The 17,869-nt window shown below is 70.9% G+C and carries 15 protein-coding genes and 1 pseudogene; 10 read left to right on the top strand and 6 right to left on the bottom strand.

Going from position 1 to position 17,869, the window contains the following annotated elements; translation table 11 throughout:
* Window positions 1-208 precede the first annotated feature (208 nt).
* The 4 genes from I6A60_RS06615 to dnaA form a co-directional block, all read right to left on the bottom strand.
* The gene (locus I6A60_RS06615) at window positions 209-817 is read right to left on the bottom strand and encodes a DUF721 domain-containing protein (RefSeq protein WP_203023601.1); all 609 of its coding nucleotides are present in this window, start codon (window positions 815-817) and stop codon (window positions 209-211) included.
* The gene (recF, locus tag I6A60_RS06610; protein ID WP_203023603.1) at window positions 798-1,922 is read right to left on the bottom strand and encodes a DNA replication/repair protein RecF; all 1,125 of its coding nucleotides are present in this window, start codon (window positions 1,920-1,922) and stop codon (window positions 798-800) included. Before recF ends, I6A60_RS06615 begins: the two co-directional genes overlap by 20 nt.
* 9 nt (window positions 1,923-1,931) lie before the next feature.
* The gene (gene dnaN, locus I6A60_RS06605) at window positions 1,932-3,095 is read right to left on the bottom strand and encodes a DNA polymerase III subunit beta (protein ID WP_013421213.1); all 1,164 of its coding nucleotides are present in this window, start codon (window positions 3,093-3,095) and stop codon (window positions 1,932-1,934) included.
* Window positions 3,096-4,346: 1,251 nt separating this feature from the next.
* Window positions 4,347-5,882, bottom strand: coding sequence for a chromosomal replication initiator protein DnaA (dnaA, locus tag I6A60_RS06600; protein WP_203019078.1), 1,536 nt, complete (start codon window positions 5,880-5,882; stop codon window positions 4,347-4,349).
* Window positions 5,883-6,377: 495 nt separating this feature from the next.
* Between dnaA and rpmH the strand changes: the two genes are divergently transcribed.
* From rpmH to I6A60_RS06570, 6 genes and pseudogenes are all read left to right on the top strand, one after another.
* Window positions 6,378-6,515, top strand: a complete 138-nt coding sequence (gene rpmH / locus I6A60_RS06595; RefSeq protein WP_013428281.1) for a 50S ribosomal protein L34 — start codon at window positions 6,378-6,380, stop codon at window positions 6,513-6,515.
* A gap of 36 nt (window positions 6,516-6,551) precedes the next feature.
* Window positions 6,552-6,947 carry a ribonuclease P protein component gene (gene rnpA, locus I6A60_RS06590; protein WP_203019080.1) on the top strand — a complete coding sequence of 132 codons (396 nt, stop codon included), beginning with the start codon at window positions 6,552-6,554 and terminating at the stop codon, window positions 6,945-6,947.
* Complete coding sequence (yidD, locus tag I6A60_RS06585; RefSeq protein WP_203019082.1) at window positions 6,944-7,315, top strand: membrane protein insertion efficiency factor YidD; 372 nt, start codon at window positions 6,944-6,946, stop codon at window positions 7,313-7,315. The genes rnpA and yidD overlap by 4 nt, the downstream gene beginning before the upstream one ends.
* Before the next feature lie 4 nt (window positions 7,316-7,319).
* Complete coding sequence (gene yidC / locus I6A60_RS06580; protein ID WP_203019084.1) at window positions 7,320-8,624, top strand: membrane protein insertase YidC; 1,305 nt, start codon at window positions 7,320-7,322, stop codon at window positions 8,622-8,624.
* Between the two features lie 98 nt (window positions 8,625-8,722).
* Window positions 8,723-9,261: pseudogene (locus I6A60_RS06575) on the top strand (protein jag).
* Between the two features lie 152 nt (window positions 9,262-9,413).
* Window positions 9,414-12,029: a hypothetical protein gene (locus I6A60_RS06570; RefSeq protein ID WP_203019094.1), complete on the top strand. Its 2,616-nt coding sequence runs from the start codon at window positions 9,414-9,416 to the stop codon at window positions 12,027-12,029.
* Window positions 12,030-12,547: 518 nt separating this feature from the next.
* On the opposite strand, the gene I6A60_RS41335 is transcribed toward I6A60_RS06570, so the two are convergent.
* The gene (locus tag I6A60_RS41335; RefSeq protein WP_238434894.1) at window positions 12,548-12,820 is read right to left on the bottom strand and encodes a hypothetical protein; all 273 of its coding nucleotides are present in this window, start codon (window positions 12,818-12,820) and stop codon (window positions 12,548-12,550) included.
* Here I6A60_RS41335 and I6A60_RS06565 point away from each other — a divergent pair.
* The 4 genes from I6A60_RS06565 (at window position 12,819) to I6A60_RS06550 (ending at window position 16,907) form a co-directional block, all read left to right on the top strand.
* The gene (locus tag I6A60_RS06565) at window positions 12,819-14,069 is read left to right on the top strand and encodes an HNH endonuclease signature motif containing protein (protein WP_238434893.1); all 1,251 of its coding nucleotides are present in this window, start codon (window positions 12,819-12,821) and stop codon (window positions 14,067-14,069) included. The two genes, I6A60_RS41335 and I6A60_RS06565, sit on opposite strands and share 2 nt — an antisense overlap.
* 231 nt (window positions 14,070-14,300) lie before the next feature.
* Window positions 14,301-15,056, top strand: coding sequence for a 16S rRNA (guanine(527)-N(7))-methyltransferase RsmG (gene rsmG, locus I6A60_RS06560; RefSeq protein WP_203019096.1), 756 nt, complete (start codon window positions 14,301-14,303; stop codon window positions 15,054-15,056).
* Window positions 14,977-15,975, top strand: a complete 999-nt coding sequence (locus tag I6A60_RS06555) for a ParA family protein (RefSeq protein ID WP_374113480.1) — start codon at window positions 14,977-14,979, stop codon at window positions 15,973-15,975. Before rsmG ends, I6A60_RS06555 begins: the two co-directional genes overlap by 80 nt.
* Window positions 15,972-16,907 carry a ParB/RepB/Spo0J family partition protein gene (locus I6A60_RS06550; RefSeq protein ID WP_203019106.1) on the top strand — a complete coding sequence of 312 codons (936 nt, stop codon included), beginning with the start codon at window positions 15,972-15,974 and terminating at the stop codon, window positions 16,905-16,907. Before I6A60_RS06555 ends, I6A60_RS06550 begins: the two co-directional genes overlap by 4 nt.
* A gap of 98 nt (window positions 16,908-17,005) precedes the next feature.
* Here the strand turns inward: I6A60_RS06550 and I6A60_RS06545 are convergent, their stop codons facing one another.
* Window positions 17,006-17,662 carry a GNAT family N-acetyltransferase gene (locus tag I6A60_RS06545; protein WP_203019108.1) on the bottom strand — a complete coding sequence of 219 codons (657 nt, stop codon included), beginning with the start codon at window positions 17,660-17,662 and terminating at the stop codon, window positions 17,006-17,008.
* Window positions 17,663-17,869: the final 207 nt, after the last annotated feature.

Below are 17,869 nucleotides of genomic sequence, written 5' to 3'. Positions count from 1 at the left end.
CACACAAGGCCCTCGTTGTGAGCCGAAGTCCCTTTGAGTCTACCTGGCAACGCGCCACAACAGACGCAGGGTGGGCTCTGACGTCTGCGTAGCGGCCCGAACGAGGGCCGGGCGAACCCCCCCTACGAGGCGGGCGGCGTCGGTGGCCGTGGGGCCGATCCACGCCGATCGCCGCGTCAGGTGGCGCGCACGGACGCCGCGGGAGCCGTCAGCCGTAGGTGTCCCGGGGCCCGCGGCCGCCCGGCATCTGCGCCGGCCCGTGCCGCCAGGACGGAGCCGACGGGCCGCGAACGGTGATCCGGGAGACGACGCCCTCGCCCAGCTCACGACGCAGCACGCCGAGCAGCCGCGGGGCCAGCAACCGAAGCTGGGTGGCCCACGCTGTCGACTCCGCCTCCAGCTCCAGCAGGCCGTCGCGCAGCGAGACCGGGGTCGCGTGCGAGGCGATCTCCGGGCCGACGATGACGTCCCAGTTGGCCAGAACCCCGGAGTCCTTCGCCTTCGTCTGCCAGCCCCTGGCGGCGAGCATCCGGTTGATCGAGGCCGCGAAGCTGGTCGGTTCGCGCCACTCCCGGCCGGGCGCCGCGATCCCGGGCAGCCGGGGCCGGCGCGGCGGCTCCCGGTCGTCGTCCGTCGGCGTCGCGCCGGCCGTCGAGGCGTCGGCCCCTCGGCCCGGGCCGCCCCCGCCGCCCGGCCGACCACCCCTGGCCCGGGCCCGCGCGTCCGCCTTCGCGGCGGCGAGCACCTGGCGGGCGAGGTCCGCGCCGGTGACCCGCGGCGCGGCGGCCTCGTCGGGCTCAGCCGGATCCGGCGACATCGAGCACCTCCCCCCGCTGGACGGTGAACCGCGGGCCGCCCAGCTCGGCAGGCACATCGGCGCCGACCGCGGCCGTGATCAGCACCTGCTCGGCCGGCGCGACGAGCTCGGCGAGCCGGCGCCGGCGGTGCGCGTCCAGCTCCGCGAAGACGTCGTCGAGCAGCAGCACCGGCGCCCGGTCGTCGGCCTCGAGCAGCTCGTAGGACGCCAGCCGCAGCGCGAGCGCGAGCGACCACGACTCGCCGTGGCTGGCGTAGCCGCGGGCCGGGCGGCCGCCGACCGCCAGCGCCAGCTCGTCGCGGTGCGGGCCGACGAGGGTCACCCCCCGCTCGATCTCGCGGGGCCGCACGCGGGCGAGCTCGGCGATCAGCGCGGCCGCGATCGTGTCCCGGTCCGCGCCCTCCGGCAGCGCCACGCCACACCGGTAGTCGACGCCGACGCCCTTCTCGGTCGCGTCCTCGTCCGCGGTGCCGGCCACGGCGGCGTACGCGGCCTGGACCCGGGGCCGCAGGTCGTCGACGAGCGCCAGCCGGGCGGCGAGCAGCTCGGCGCCGTGCCGGGCCAGCGCCTCGTCCCAGGACTCGAGGGTCCGCAGGTCACCATGGGCGCGCAGCAGGGTGGTGCGCTGGCGCAGGACCCGTTCGTAGTCGGCGATCACCGCGGCCAGCCGCGGTGTCCTGGCGACCAGCAGCTCGTCGAGGAACCGCCGGCGCTCGCCCGGGTCACCCTTGACCATCGCCAGGTCCTCCGGCGCGAACAGCACGACCGACAGCAGGCCGAGCAGCTCACGCGGCCGGCTGAGCGGGCGGCGGTTCAGCCGGACCTTGTTGGCCCGGCCGGTGACGATCTCGATCTCGGCCAGCGCGGCCCGGTCACCGTTCACGATCCGGGACCGGATCACCGCGCGCTCGGCGCCCTCGCGGATCAGCGGCGTGTCGCCGGAGACCCGGTGACTGCCGAGAGTGGCGACGTAGCCGACGGCTTCGAGCAGGTTCGTCTTGCCCTGGCCGTTGGCTCCCACGAAGGTGACCACTCCAGGGGGGAGGGTCAGCTCAAGCGCCGGGTAGGACCGGAAATCGACCAGTTGCAGGTGCGTGACGTGCACGTCACCCGGTCAGCCGTTCAGCTGGATCGGCATGAGCAGGTAGCGGTAGTCCGGCAGCTCGTCGCCGGCGCCCTTACCGGTCAGGATGGCCGGCTTCTTGGCCGCCACCTCGGCGTCCTCGGCGCTGGCGAAGCCGAACTCGACCTGGTCGGACTCGACCGCCGTCAGCGCGTCCTGCAGGTACGCCGGGTTGAACGCGACCTCCAGGTCGGGGCCGTCGTACGTGGCGGGCAGCGTCTCGGAGGCCTGCGCCTCGCCGCCGTGGCTGCCGGCCTCGAGCCGCAGGTGGTCCGCGCTGAACGCCAGCCGCACGGGGGCCGTCTTCGGCGCTACCAGCGCGACCCGCTTGACGGCCTCCAGCAGCGGGCCTTTCTCGGCCTGGGCGGTCAGCGGGCACGAGTCGGGCAGCAGCTTGCGGTATGGCGGGAACTGGCCGTCGACGAGCCGGGTCGTGGTCTGGCGGTGGTTGCCCGCGAAGCCGGCGAGCGCCTCCCCGGACGGACCCGTGCCGAGCGCGATCGCTACCTGGGCCGTGCCGCCGCCGAGCGAGCGCGCCGTGTCCAGCAGGGTGCGCGCCGGGATGAGCGCGACTCCGGCGGCGTCGGGGCTCGACGGGCTCCACTTGAGGGTGCGGACGGCGAGCCGGTAGCGGTCGGTGGCCGCGAGCGTCAGGGTGTCGCCCTCGATCTCCAGCCGCACGCCGGTCAGCACGGGCAGCGTGTCGTCCTTGCCCGCGGCGACCGCCACCTGGGCGACGGCGGCGCCGAACGCGCCTCCCTCGATGTGCCCGGTGATAGGCGGCAGCGGGGGCAGCGTCGGGTACTCGTCGACGGGCAGCGTCTGCAGGGTGAAGCGGGCGTTGCCGCAGGTGATGACCAGCTTGTTGTCGTCGGTCTCGACCTCGACCGGCGCGGCCGGCAGCTGCTTGGTGATGTCCGCGAGCATCCGGCCCGGCGCCAGCGCGCGGCCCTCCTCGTGGACGGTCGCCTCCAGCGTGGCCTGTGCGGCGACCTCGTAGTCGAAGGCGGCCACGACCAGGCCCGGCCCGGTCGCGTCCAGCAGCAGGCCCATCAGCACCTGCTGGTTGGTCGCTGTCGCCGAACGGCTCGGCAGGCTGCGCGCGGTCCAGGCGACCGCTTCGGTGAACTCGTCCCGTTCAACCCGGAACTTCATGCCTGCCTCCCTCAGCGACGAACGCGGTCCAGCATCTCAGAGCCGTCCGACAGGTTCGCGAGCGGTCCAGTGGTACGCCGAATGCGGAGCGTCACGTCGGGTCCGCCAGGCGTGAACTGGCCCGGATCGGGGCAGGCCGAGCGCGACGGCCCGAGTGTCATCCCCAGGCCCTAGTTCTTCGAGCTTTTGATCTCTCATAAATAAATCTTGGTAGCGGTAGTAGTAGGGGCTGTGGAAACTGTGGAAAACCCGCGTTTCCCCAGGTCAGGCCGCAGATGGGCCGGTGGAGATCGTGTGGGTCGACCTGTGCGTGACCCTGGTGGTTGTCCACAGCGCTCGATGTCCCCCGTCGCCATCCACCGTTCATCCACCGGTTACACCCAGGTCGTCCCCAGGCTGTCCCCCGGTTCTCCACAGGAATCTGGGGCCTCGGGGCGGGCTCCGGGGTGATCTTCGTGGCCATCTCGGGCGGTTGCCCCCAGGCTGCCCCCAGGTAATCCACAGCCTTGTCCACAAGCTGTGGGTGAATACCACCCAAGTGGTCTCGTCGGGCCTGAGCCCTGCGTCGCGAGCCCATCACGGCCAGCAAGAGTGCGTGGCTGAGATCGAGCACGCTCGGCTCCTACGCGTGCTCGTCGGACGTATGCAGGGGCATCCACGGTCCCTGACCGGGACCGACGTGTGGACCCGGACTCGGATGACGTACCGCGTGGAACCGGTCGCGCCGCCCATCCCCACTGGAACCCACAGGCTGTGGACAATCCCTGGGTATTACCGGGCTGCCGGGCCCAAGACCTTGTGATCGGAAGATCGACGCTCTGCCCAGCAGGCCCAGCAGGCCCAGCAGGCCCAGCAGGCCCAGCGCCGGCCCGGCCTTGCGCGGCCCCGGCCTTGCGCGGCCCCGGCCTTGTGCGGCCCCGGCCTTGTGCGGCCCCGGCCTTGTGCGGCCCCGGCCTTGTGCGGCCGGCCCCGGCCCTGCCCGGCCGGGCCCCGGCCTCGAGCGGTCGGCCCTCCGCGGCCCCGGCCCAGGCCTTGCGAGGCCCGGCCGGGCAGGGGCCGGCACCCGGGCAGTTGGCGCTGGACTAATGCCGCCTCCGGCAAGGTTCGCCCGTTCCGGCCTCGCCTTGATCGCCGTTTCGGCCCTCTGGTGGTCGTTACCGGGCCTGTTTCGTAGCCACCAGAAGGCGAAGACGGCGATCAACGCGACGGGCGGGCGTTGGTGGTCGCGGCACTAGCCCCGGCTAGCCCGGGCTACAGGTGGCGCGTCTCGGCCCGGATGCGGTTCGTCAGCTCGGTGACCTGGTTGTAGATCGCCCGGCGCTCCGCCATCAGACCGCGGATCTTGCGGTTGGCGTGCATGACGGTCGTGTGGTCCCGGCCGCCGAAGTGCTGGCCGATCTTGGGCAGCGACAGGTCGGTCAGCTCCCGGCACAGGTACATCGCGATCTGCCGGGCCGTCACCAGCACCCGGCTGCGCGACGTCCCGCAGAGGTCCTCCATCGAGACGCCGAAGTACGAGGCCGTCGCGTTCATGATCGAGGTCGCCGTGATCTCGGTGTTCGTCGCGTCCGGGATCAGGTCGCGCAACACGATCTCGGCCAGTGTCCGGTCGACGTGCGACTTGTTCAGGCTCGCGAACGCGGCGACGCGGATCAGCGCGCCCTCAAGCTCGCGGATGTTGCGCTCGATGTGCGTCGCGATGTACTCGAGCACGTCCGGGGGTACCGGCAGCCGCTCGATCGCCGCCTTCTTGGACAGGATCGCGATCCTGGTCTCCAGGTCCGGCGGGGTGACGTCGGTGATCAGTCCCCACTCGAACCGGCTGCGCAGCCGGTCCTCCAGTGCCGACAGCTGCCGTGGCGAGCGGTCCGACGAGATCACCAGCTGCTTCTCGGTGTCATGCAGGACGTTGAACGTGTGGAAGAACTCCTCCTGCGTGCGCTCCTTGTTCTCCAGGAACTGGATGTCGTCGACGAGCAGCACGTCGATGTCCCGGTAGCGCCGCTGGAACGCCTGCTGGCGGTCGTCGCGGATGGAGTTGATGAAGTCGTTCGTGAACTCCTCGGTACTGACGTACTTGACCTGCGCGTCCGGGTAGAGCTTCTTCGTGTAGTGCCCGATCGCATGCAGCAGGTGGGTCTTGCCAAGGCCGGAGTCGCCGTAGATGAACAGCGGGTTGTAGGCCTTCGCCGGCGCCTCGGCGACGGCGACCGAGGCCGCATGCGGGAACCGGTTGCTGTCGCCGATGACGAAGGTCTCGAAGACGTACCGCGGGTTGAGGCGGGCCGGCTCCGACGGTCGCGGCTCCGGGTCGCGGCCGAGCCCGGTGGCCACCCGCTGGATGGGTGGGGTCGGCGCGTCCAGCGGTGAGTCGGCGCGCCCGTCGTCGCCCGCGTCCCCGGAACCCGACCCAGCGCCGGACAGCGCGCCCTGCGGCAGCACCATCGGGCCGGTCATCGGCTCCGGGTCGGGCAGATGCTCAACGGTGACGGCGACCCGGATCTCTCGACCGTAGGCGGCGGTGAGCGCGGTCGACAGGAACGGGCGCAGCCGGGAGTCGAGCAGATCCTTGGTGAACTCGTTCGGCGCGGCGAGCAGCGCGGTGTCCTGCACCAGGCCGAGCGGCCGGGTCAGCCGCAGCCAGGCGCGCTGCTGCGCGGACAGCGTGCCGTCGGCAACGCCGGCGACGGCCTGGCGCCAGACCTCGTGCAGGTCTGGGTCCTCGCCTTCGCCGAGCGGGAGCTGGCGCTGGGAGCCCGTGACGGGGGTGGTGTCGCGGTCGGTCACGGGGTGCTCCTCGATACGTCGGCCAGTGATGAGTCGGCCGGTTCGGCTGGTGGCCGGCGGAGCCGCGACGCGGTCACGGTCGGGTCTCCTTCGGCCGGGGCACGGTGGTGGGACGAGGATCGGGCCCGGCGTGCCGCCAAGGTTTCCACATAGTCGTCCACAACCTGTGTACGGACATGACACCGCATCCGGCGTGGCGCCGACACGGTAGGGCGGACGGTGGGCATCCACATATCCACGGACTCAGCCGGCGGTGGGTGCTGTCCGGTCCGGCGGGTCCTGGGTAGTCCGGCCCTGTGTAAGCTGGCGTGTCGCCAGCCCACCCCCGTCGGCACTCTCCACGGCGTCGCGCTCGGCCCGGCATCGCGTCGGTGACCCGCGCGCCGCGAGCCGGGGCGCTGTTGGCGTAGCCTGAGTACGCGCGGTGTTGCCCGCGTGTCCCGTCCGCCTGTCCCGGCCCGTCAGCACCGCGGCCTGTCACCACGGAGTCGTCACGTGAGCAAGCGCACCTTCCAGCCGAACAACCGTCGGCGGTCCAAGACCCACGGGTTCCGGCTGCGGATGCGTACCCGTGCCGGCCGCGCCATCATTTCCGGCCGCCGCCGCAAGGGCCGCGCCGAACTGTCCGCCTGACGGCGGACCTCGCCGGCGCGCGGTTACCGGCCTCCCATGCTCCCCGCCCGTTCCCGGGTCGCGTCCCGGGCGGAGCATGCCCAGGTCGGGCGCGGCGGCCGTCGGTTCAGCTGCCATCCACTGGTTGTCCACGCTCTGCGCACCGACGACTCCGGCCCGGCCAGGGCCGGCTTCGTGGTGAGCCGCAAGGTCGGCGCCGCCGTGACCCGCAACCAGGTCCGCCGCCGGCTGCGCGAGCAGACCAGGTCCCGGCTGGCCTCCGTGCCACCGGGAACCCTGCTGGTCATCCGGGCGCTGCCCGCGGCGGCGGAGGCCAGTTCGGCCGAGCTCGGCCTCGCCCTCGACCGGGGCTTCGCCGCGGTGCGGTCGGCACGGCCGCGCTCCGGTCCAGACCGCGCCGACCAGGGCCGCCCGCCTCGGAGCCGGCGATGATCGCGTTCGCCTGGGCCGGGATCGTCCTCGGCCCCCTCGCGCTCCTCGACCTCGCCCTCGCGTCCGCCACACTGCGCCAACGTGCGCCTCGGATCGCCCGTGACCAGTCCGGTGCTGTCCGCGGCCCGCTTGCCTGGGTATTCGCCGCGCTCATCCGCGGCTACCAGCTTGTCTGGTCACCCCGGTCGGCCGGTGCATGCCGATTTGATCCATCTTGCAGCGTCTACGCGCTCTCCGCCGTTCGTATACACGGTGGCGTGCGTGGGGGCCTGCTCGCCGGCTGGCGGCTCCTACGCTGCCAGCCGCTATCCCGCGGTGGGTACGACCCAGTACCTGTAGAGTCCGCCCGAGGGGCCTGGAGGAGTTAGACCGGTGCTGGATCCGCTTTACCATCTCGCGGCGAACTCGATCGTCTTCTTCCACAAGGGCTTCGGGCCGATCTTCGGCGAGAACAGCTTCTTCGCCTGGGCGTTCTCGGTCGTCCTGCTCGTCGTCTGTGTCCGCATCCTGATCTTCCCGCTGTTCGTCAAGCAGGTGAAGTCGCAGCGGACGATGCAGCTCATGCAGCCCCGGATCAAGGAGATCCGGGAGAAGTATGGGCACGACAAGCAGCAGATGAACCAGAAGATGATGGAGCTGCAGAAGGAGCACGGGAACCCGCTCCTCGGCTGCCTCCCGATCTTCCTGCAGATCCCGCTGTTCATCTCGCTGTTCCACGTCTTCACCCACATGGCCCCCGTCACGAAGAACGGTCAGCTGGAGTGGGTGGACCGCGTCGGTCTGTCCGGCGCGACGATCGAGAAGATCGCAAAGGCGAAGATCTGGGGAATTTCGCTCTCGACGAACTTCAACTCGTCGAAGGCCCTGCTGAACGAGCTGCACGCGGACAGCGTTCACATCAAGATCGTCTGCGTCGTGCTCATCCTGCTCATGGCCGCGACGACGTTCTTCACGCAGCGCCAGATCATGGCCCGCACCGGCGGGACCGTCGACCCGCAGCAGGCGATCGTCCAGAAGGTCATGCTGTACGGCTCGCCGATCACGCTGGCCGTCTTCGGTTTCCGCTTCCCGGTCGCCGTGCTGATCTACTGGCTGGTCACCAACCTGTGGAGCATGGGCCAGCAGTTCTTCGTCATCAAGCGGATGCCCCCGGTCGGGGAAGCAGCCGGAACCGGCAAGCTGCCCGCGGCCCGCACCGCCACCGCGGTGTCCGACCGGCCCACTCCCCCGCGTCCGGCCCCGGGCGCCCGCCCCGCCCCCGGCGCGCGGGCCGGCGCCAAGGGCAAGACAGCCCCGAAGCCGGCCACACTGACCAAGGCGACCCCCGCCGCCGACGGCCCTTCCGTCAACGGCTCCGCGGCCAAGAGCGGCTCGGTGGCCAAGACCGGTGGCGCGGCCAAGAGCGGCGCCAGCGGCACGGCACCGGCCGGCACCCGGTCACCCCGCGGCGGAACGTCCAAGCGGGTGGTCCAGCCGCCCGCCGCCGCGGAGGCAGGTCCGCCGCCCGCGGCCCAGGATGTGAGCACGTCCAGCGACGCCGAACCGGCGGCTGGTTCCGCCGCCGACTCGACCAGGCCCGTCCCGGCCGGAGTCCAGCGTCACGTCGGCGGGTCACGTCCGGCCGCGAAGCGGCGCAGCGGCGGCGGCAAGGGGAAGCGACCCGGCGGCCGGCGGTGACCGCTGCCGCGCCTCGCGGCCCCCATCGCCGGCTCGACCCGGCGTTCCGATTGCGTACCGCCACCCACGGCGGTCCCCAACCCCATGGAGTTGCGCTGATGAGCGGTTCTGACATCGCCGTTGGCCCTGACGAAGACGCCGCGCGGGTGGACGAGCCCGCGAGCGCTCAGCAGCGGCTGACCGCCCTGGAGCAGGAAGGCGAAATCGCCGCCGACTACATCGAGGGCCTGCTCGACATCGTCGACATGGACGGCGACCTCGACCTGGATGTCGAGGGCAGCCGCGCCGTCGTGGCGGTCGTCGGTGACGGCCTGGACAAGCTGATCGGGTCCAACGGCGAGACCCTTGAGGCGCTGCAGGAGCTGACCAGGCTCGCGGTGCTGCAGAAGACCGGCGAGCGCAGCAGGCTGATGCTCGACGTCGGTGGCCACCGGGCTCGCCGGCGCGCGGAGCTGCGCGAGCTCGCCGCGGACGTGGCCAAGCGGGTCGTGGACGGCGGCAAGCAGGAGAAGCTCTCGCGCCCATGACGCCGTTCGAACGCAAGGTCGTCCACGACGTCATCGCCGGCGTCGACGGCGTGCGCAGCGAGTCCGAGGGCGAAGAGCCGAACCGCTGCGTCGTCGTCATGCCGGTCTGACGCCTGATCTTTGGCAGCCCGATCGTCGATGGTGTTCCTGGATCCGAGCCTTGGGACGTACTGGCTCGGATCCCCGGTACGCGTCGGCAGATCGGCCTTGGACGTTGGCGTGGGTTCGTCGCGGGCGCCGGTGATGCGGCTGCTGGTGGCTGGTGAGGTGGTGGGTCACTCTGTCGTCCGCTGATCGCGCTCCGGTCGGCCCGGCCGACTCGGACGACGGAACGGGTGTCCTGGTCGAATCGGAGGCCTCCCCTGTCGGTCCGGTCTCGTCGGGCGACCGCGCTGGCGGCCCCGTCGAGTCGGGCGTCGCGCCGGCTTTTGCGGCCGGGTTGGGCCTCGCGTCGGCTGGTCCGGCCGAGTCGGGCGCCGCGCCGGCCGGTGCGGTCTCGTCGGGCGACGGTTCGGGCGGCCCGGTCTCGTCAGATACTGCCGAGCCGGTCCCCGCCGCGAGCGCGCGTCGTCGGCGGGCCCGGCGGGTCTCCCGGACGGATCTTTGGTGGGCTGGTGGCGTCGGCGCGGCGCTTGTGGCGGTCGATATCGTGCTGCGCGCCTACCTGCGCAGACCGTTCTGGTACGACGAGATCTGGCGCGGGCATTTCGTCAGCGAGCCGCTCGCGACCTTCTGGCCGGAGCTGGCGAAGGCCAACACCCCGTCGGCCGTCGGCTGGGTGGTGGTGGAACGGCTCGGCGGAGACGTACTCGGCTGGCACACCTGGGTTCTGCGTCTGCCCGGATTTGTCGCGCTGCCGCTGCTTGGGGTCGGGATCACCCTCCTGGTCGGGCGTTTCGCCGGACGGCCGGCTGGTGCGTTCGCCGCGCTGTGGATCTGCATGAACAGCACCCTTCTCGACCTCGGCACCCAGTTGAAGCCGTACACCATCGAGACCCTCGCCGCGGTCGTCGCGGTTCTGCTCTGGCTCGCCGACGATCGCGCGCTGAACGGCGTTGCCCCCGGAGGTGGCAACTCCGGCGCAGGGTCCAACAATGCTGCAGGCTCTAACATCGCCGCCAGGCCAGGCACAACCGCGGCTGCGGACCTAGGCGGCCTCTCCACCGAATCCAGGGACCGCAGCGAGGCGCGCGGGTCCAACGGCGGCCGGCCGCGTCGCCTGGACCGGGGGCGGCTGGCACGGCGGACCGTCGCCGGGGTCGTCGGCCTTTTCTCGGTCCCGGCGATCTTCATCATCGCTCCGCTGGCGGCGGCCGACGTCATCCTCGTGGCGTATGCGACCTGGGGCGCCCGTCGTCCTGACCCGTCCCTCGACTCCCGTGTGCGGCCCGCGTCGTCTGCCCGGTCGGACGGTCCGCAGCGGTCTGAGCAGGCCGCCTCCCAGCATCGGTGGCGCGGTCGGTCCGCAGACGTCGCTCGGCTGTCAGGGGCAGCTCCGGTCGGCCAGTCGGAAACCCAAGCGCGGGGCATCTGGGACCGGGTTGGGAGCGCGCTGGTGGCCGGCGCGTGGCGTGCCGCCGAGGCTTTGCCAGCCCTTGTTTTGACGGCGGCCAACACATTCTTTTTCGTCGGGCACCAGTCCAGCCAGCGGCTCGGACACTATTGGGACGCGCAGTTCCTCGCGGACCGCGGCGCGGCGGGTGGACTTGCCTTCGTCGCGCGCCAGGTGCGTGACGTCGTCACCGGCACGCCGCCGGGCATCGACCGCTACGACCCCAGCCTGCTGCACCCGCCGACCGACGGCTCGTGGACGTCGTACTGGGTGCTCGCTCCTGCTGTCGTCGCCTGCGGTCTGGCCGGCGTCGCGGTGCTCGCCAGACGACACGACGGCAGAATGATCTTGCTCGCGCTCGGCGGCGCCCAGCTGGCGATGCTGGCCGCGAGCGCCGTACGGTTCTGGCCGTTCGGCCCGACCCGCACCAACCTCTTCCTGGTCCCGCTGATCGTGCTCGTCGTCGTCACCGGTGCCGCGACCCTGATGCGACGTCTCGCCGCCGCGGCGCGCGCGGCGATCTTCGGCTCGGATGGCACCCTTCGACGCACAGAGTCTCGCGACGCCAGCCTGGTTGGGGCATCGGCGGCTGAGATTCCGATCCAGGTCGGCACCCACAGGGTCGCTGCACCCGGCGAAGCGGTTGGCCCCGGCGAATCTGCCGCAGATGCGAGCTCGGGTGGGTCCGCCAACGACGTTGGACCCGCAGGCCCGGACGGAGAGGCGCCTGCTGCACGGGTCACCAGTCCCAGACGCGGGTCTGGCGCTCGTCGGGTCGCCACGGTCGCGTCGGCGGTTGTAATCGTCGCTGTGGTCGCCGTGGCCGGAACCACCGCGCAGATTTCCTCGGCCTCGAAGGACGGCCGGCTTTACGAACAACGCGACCGGCTCCGAGGCCTGGACCTGACCGTCGACGCCGCCATCGCGGCCCGCCGGCTCTACCGTCCCGGTGATCTGGTCGTCGTCGGCGGCCGACTGGTGCGTCCCGGCTGGATCTATTCGATGGAAGCCAGCGACGACGCGGCCCGTCACCCCGCAGACCTACCGCCCCGGCCGGCAGGGGCAACGGGAGAACCACCCCGGATCCCCCGATCGGACACGGTGTTCTTCGTGCAGCCCGGCGTAGGCCAGGCCGCGGCCGCCGTCGATGCCAACACACCGGCGCCGAGCCGCCTCCTGCTGTTCGTCTTCGACCTGGACGCCACCGGTGCCCGCCTCGACCTGGCTGACCTGCGCCGATCCGGCTGGTGCCCGTCCGCGGCCTACCTCTTTCCCCAGGCTGGGACCCTGACCGTTCTCGCCCACTGTCGGCCCGCGGCCGGCTGATCGAGCGGCTGGATCAGCCCGCGGCCGGCGGATCCAGCGGCCGGCTCAACCCTGGAAGCCTGCTGATCCCGCCGGTCGGGCCAAGCCTCGCGCTGGCGCAACTATGGGCCTCGACCACCCTCAACTGCAGGTGCTTCCATCAGCGGCGGCCGAAGCGAGGTGGTCATCCTGCGCGTTCCGCGGAACGCGGAGATCGTTTTGGTGGACCCTCCTCGCGCGTTCCGAGACGGCAGCCGAACGAGGCGGCCATCCCGTGCGTTCATCCCGTGCGTTCTGCGGAACGCGGAGATCGCCTTGCTGGCTCTCCCTCGTGCGCTTCGAGGCAGCGGCCGAGTATGCCGGTCATCCTCCGCGTTCCGCGGAACGCGGAGATCGTTTACAACGTGGCGACGATCGATGGCTCGATGCGGTAGACCACCCCGACGGGCGCCCGGCGACGCGATGCCACGACCCGGCCTCCGCTGCAGTACCGCCCCCGAGCTGCGAAATTGTCGGATCCATGTGCCATGGTTGTGCTGTCAGTTGATCCACTCCATGACCTGGGTGGTGGGGATGTCCGAGATGACTGCTGGAACCGAGACGCTGAGCTGTTCCGGAAGTAGCGGCCCGGCGATGAACGTCGAGACGGCACCGCTGCCGGAGCTGGAAGAGGAGCTCTGTGGGTGGGCGGGGCGGATCGCCGCCGCGACCTGTCGGATGTTGCAGGTGCTGGCGGCGTTCGACCGCCGAGCTGGCTGGTCGGGGTTGGGGATGGCCTCCTGCGCGCACTGACTGGCCTGGCGGTGCGGCATGTCGGTGCGGACAGCGCAGGAGCACGTCGCGGTGGCGCGGGCGCTTGAGGAGCTTCCGTCGGTGCGGTCGGCGTTCGCGGAAGGCCGGCTGTCCTACTCGAAGGTGCGCGCGGTCGCGCGGGTGGCGGACACCGAGTCGGACCGGTGCTGGCTGAACCACGCGCTGCACTGCACGGCAGGCCAACTCGAGCGGTTGGCGCCGCGGTATCACCAGTTGACGGCCGATCCGGCAGTCCAGCGGGCCGCTCGACGCGTGTCGTGGAAGTGCGGCTCGGAGGGGATGTTCCGACTGTCAGCGGTGCTGACGGCCGAGGAGGGGGCACGGCTCGCGGCCGCGATCGACGCCGCACGGGCGAGTCTGGCTGACTCCAGCCCGCCGCCGGCTGAAGGTCAGCCGGGCTCGGTGCCGACGGATGCGGAGGTCATGGCGCTCCCGCGGGATCGGCAGGCCGACGCGGACGCGCTCGTCGCCTTGGCGGATGGGTTTCTTTCCCGCCCGGCTCCACGGCTGATGGCACCGATGCACACGTTGACCGTCCACCTCGACGCCGAGGCCCTGATCGCGCCGAACGGCCCCTCGACCGAGGCAGCTCCCGAAAGTAGCGACAAGATTCCGGAACGTGACACGACGGGAGTGAGCTCCACGAGTCTGGTCGATCGGCTGGCTCGGGGGCTGCTGCGTTGCGACGTCGAGCCGGGAATCGGCCTGCCACGGGCGGTCCTGACGAGGTTCGGCTGCGACGCGTTGGTCCGAGGTCTGCTGCGCGACGGCGATGGGAGCCCGCTGGCGTTGGGTCGTCGGCAGCGGGTCCCGACGGCTCGGCTGCGGGACGCCGTCTATGCGCGGGACCAGGGGATCTGTCAGTACCCCGGCTGCGAGCGGACACGGTGGCTGCACATCCACCACCTTCGGGAGTGGCTGGCGGACGAGGGCGAGACAGACCTGGAGAACCTGACTTTGCTGTGTTCTCGGCACCATGTGCTGGTCCACGAGGAGGGGATCCGCCTCGAACGGCGCGGCAAGCTGCTCGTCGCGGTGTTGTCGGACGGGTCGATCGTGCTGCCTTCACCAGGACTCGATCCGGGGAACCGCCCGGCGGAGGATCTGACGGCGGCTGTCGGAGGTGTCCCGGCGGACGCGATCCACACCCAGGACGGCGGGCGGTTGAGCTGGGACTCTTCGATGCTCGTTCTCATGCAGGCCCGTCGGCCACCTGAGCCGTCACCGACACCGGGCTGGGCGGCATGACGGTCGGTCGGCCGTGAGACGTCTCTAATCACATCAAACAAGCCGGAAGGTTGGCGAAACGGACTCAAGATCCTAAGGTGGGCCCGCAGGTATCCGCACACCGGGACCGCGTCGGCATGGCTTCGCGCGGGTTGCCGCGCGAGTCGTGGATGCTGGTTGGATGCGGCGTTTGTGTGGCTGCCTTGCGGCCTGGTCCTCATCCCTGGTTCGGCCCGATCCTGAGGCGACCCGGTGAGCGTGGTGGCGCCGCCCCCGCCCGCCGCGACCGAGGTGTTCGGCGCGGCGCTTGATGACGCGGTCCACTACGCCGAGTTGCTGGCCACCGCGGGTGTGGAACGCGGGCTGATCGGACCGCGGGAGACCGAACGGCTGTGGGATCGGCATCTGCTCAACTGCGCCGTCGTCGCGGAGGCCGTCGGACCCGATGTGACGGTCGTCGATGTTGGCAGTGGCGCTGGGCTGCCGGGAGTGCCGCTCGCGTTGGCCCGGCCCGATCTGCGGGTCGTGTTCCTGGAGCCGATGGAGCGCCGGTGTGTCTTCCTAAGGGAAGTTGTCGAGGCGCTGGGCGCCACGAGTCGGATGTCCGTGTTGCGCGGCCGCGCGCCGGACGTCGGAATGGGTCGGGACGGGCTACGGTGGGATGTCGCCGTAGCTCGGGCAGTGGCGCCCCTGGAGCGGTTGGGCGGCATGCTGCTTCCGGTTGTCCAACCTGGGGGTGTCATGCTTGCGATGCGTGGTTCGCGCGTGGACGAGGAACTCGCGGAAGCGCGGGACAGCCTCCATTCGCAGGGATGGCGCGAGATGCAGGTCCTTCTGTGTGGAAAAGATCGGCTGACCGAGCCCACTCGCCTAGTCTCAGCTGTACGGGTGGCCGACGATGTGGGGCGGGGCGGCGGAGACCGGCACGATGGCAGGCAGCGTGAACGGCGTGGACAGACAGCACGTGAACAGCAACGACGGGCACGCGGACGGGCGTGTTCCACGTGAAACAGCGTCGACAGGTCTGGGAATGGACCCCCTCGATCCGTCGACCCCGATCGGAGCGGCGGCGGCAGCAGCGGTGGAAGCACTGACCATGGAACGTCGACGGCCCTTCCCACGGCCCACCAGGCGGCGAATCTTCGCGGTCGCCAACCAGAAGGGCGGCGTCGGTAAGACCACGACGACCGTCAACCTCGCGGCGGCCCTGGCAATGCACGGAGTCCGCGTCCTGGTCGTCGATCTCGACCCCCAGGGCAACGCATCGACGGCGCTCGGGGTGGAACACCGGTCCGGGGTGCCATCCATCTACGAGGTCCTGCTCGGTGACCGGCCGCTGCACGAGGTGGTCGTGCAATCCGGGGAGGCAGAAGGCCTCTACTGCGCCCCCGCGACCATCGATCTTGCGGGTGCCGAGATCGAGCTGGTCTCGATGGTCGCTCGGGAAGGTCGGCTACGGAAGGCGATCGCTTCCCTCTCCAAGGATGTCGAGGTCGACTACGTCTTCATCGACTGCCCGCCATCGCTGGGTCTGCTCACCGTGAATGCGCTCGTGGCGGCGAAAGAGCTGCTCATCCCCATCCAGTGCGAGTACTACGCGCTGGAGGGACTCGGGCAGCTGCTGCGCAACGTCGACCTGGTGCAGGCCCATCTGAACCAGGAGCTTCGGCTCACCACGATCCTGCTGACCATGTATGACTCGCGGACCCGGCTTGCCGATCAGGTCGTCGCGGAGGTCAAGGAGCACTTCGGTGACCGGGTGCTGGGGACGACCATCCCTCGCAACGTCCGGCTGGCTGAGGCGCCCAGCTATGGGCAGTCTGCCCTGACATACGACCCGGTTTCGCGCGGGTCTTTGTCCTACCTCGCGGCTGCCCGGGAGCTGGCTGAGCGCGGCGTCGACGCACCGAACGGAACCGTTCGATGAGCCCGCCCCCGCGGCGGGTCGGTGGACTCGGCAAGGGGCTCGGCGCGCTCATTCCCACCGCGCCGGAGGGGTACGACGGTTACGGCGGCAACGGCAACGGCGCCTCGACCCGGCTTGGTTCGGAGCCTGTGCCGGTCCACGGCGCCGTCTTCCGAGAGATCCCGGTCGACTGGGTGGAGCCGAACCCACGTCAGCCGCGGATGGTCTTCGACGAGGAGGCGCTGGAGGAACTCGCGGCCAGCCTGCGCGAGGTCGGCCTGCTTCAGCCGGTGGTCGTCCGCGAGGTGATGCCCGATCGGTACGAGCTCGTCATGGGCGAGCGCCGCTGGCGGGCCTCGAAGCTTGCCGGGCTGACCGAGATTCCGGCGATCGTGCGGGAGACCGCCGATGACCAGATGCTCCGGGACGCCCTGCTGGAGAACCTGCACCGCCAGCAGCTCAACCCTCTTGAAGAGGCGGCGGCCTACGAGCAGCTGCTACGTGAGTTCGGCGCCACCCATGACCAGCTCGCCAGCAAGCTGGGCCGATCCCGGTCCCACGTCACGAACACGATCCGGCTCCTCGCATTGCCGCCGGCCGTCCAGCGCAGGGTCGCCGCTGGCGTACTGTCCGCCGGCCATGCCCGGGCGCTGCTCGCGCTCGAGGACACCGAGGCTCAGGACCGTCTCGCCACCCGGATCGTCGCCGAGGGACTGTCGGTGCGCGCCGTCGAAGAAATCGTGGCGCTCGGCGAGGAGGGGCCACGTAAGCGCGCCCCGCGGTCGCCCCGCCATACGCCGCCGGCGCTGTCCCAGGTCGCCGAGCGTCTTGCCGACCGCCTGGACACCAAGGTGAAGGTCGACATGGGCCGCAACCGAGGCAAGATAACCGTCGAGTTCGCCAGCATCGAGGATCTGGAACGCATCGTCGCCGCCATCGTCCCGGGCACGTAAGTTACCGGGTGACGGCTCGGGCGGGCCGTTTTGCCCGAGCCACGAGCGGCCCGACCCTGTGACCACGCCGGCTTTGGGCGGGTACGCGCAGCCCGAGCTCAGGCGGGAGCCGGGGCCGGAGTGGGCGTCCCGCCGCCGATGGGGCGGAGGATCCCCTCGGGGGTCATCGAACCGAGAAGGCGCTCCAACGCGACCTCGACGTCCTCGCGCCAGGTGACGGCGTTCTTCACCTCAAGGCGCAGCCGGGGCCAGCGACGATGCGGGCGAACCGTCTTGAAGCCGACCGAGAGCAGGTAGTCGGCGGGGACGACGCATTTGGTGCCTTCGTCCTGGCGCAGGTCCCCGAACGCCTCGATGGCTCGGTAGCCACGCCGGATGACGTCCTTCACCATGGCTTGGACCAGTACCCGCCCGAGGCCTTGGCCCGCGAACTCGTCAACGATTTTCGCGGTCATCAGGAGTACGGCGTCGGCGCTGACCGGACTGGTCGGGAAGGCGATCGAGCGGGGGACGTAGGCCGGAGGCGCGTACATCGCGAAGCCAGCCGGGACATTGTCGACGTAGACGATTTTCCCGCAGCTGCCCCATTCGAGCAGCGCCGAGGAGACCCAGGCCTCCTTCTCGATGTCGGTCCCGCCGGCTTCCTCGGCCCGGCTGCGGGCAACCGGGTCGAGTTCCCAGAACACGCACCGACGACACCGCTGGGGTAGATCGTCGATGTTGTCGAGGGTGATGTTGGCGACGCGACGACTCATCGGTGGCGCTCCGCACGTCGAGGGATCCAGGTAGCTGGACCCAGCCTAGGCGTCGCTCCCGGAATCTTCCTGACAGGGGCGTGTGGGGTGGCCCTCCGCGCTCGCCTCTTTCCTGCAGGCCCTCAGGGCGTATATCGCTCAGCCGATTGCTCGCATCAAGACCGAACGAGGGTTCGGGACAGCCGAGACTCCGCACGGGGCTGACCC

Source organism: Frankia sp. AgB1.9, from assembly GCF_016786355.1.
GTDB lineage: Bacteria > Actinomycetota > Actinomycetes > Frankiales > Frankiaceae > Pseudofrankia.
The sequence above is the reverse complement of the archived record's forward strand: the minus strand, read 5'-3'. Positions and strand labels throughout refer to the sequence as shown.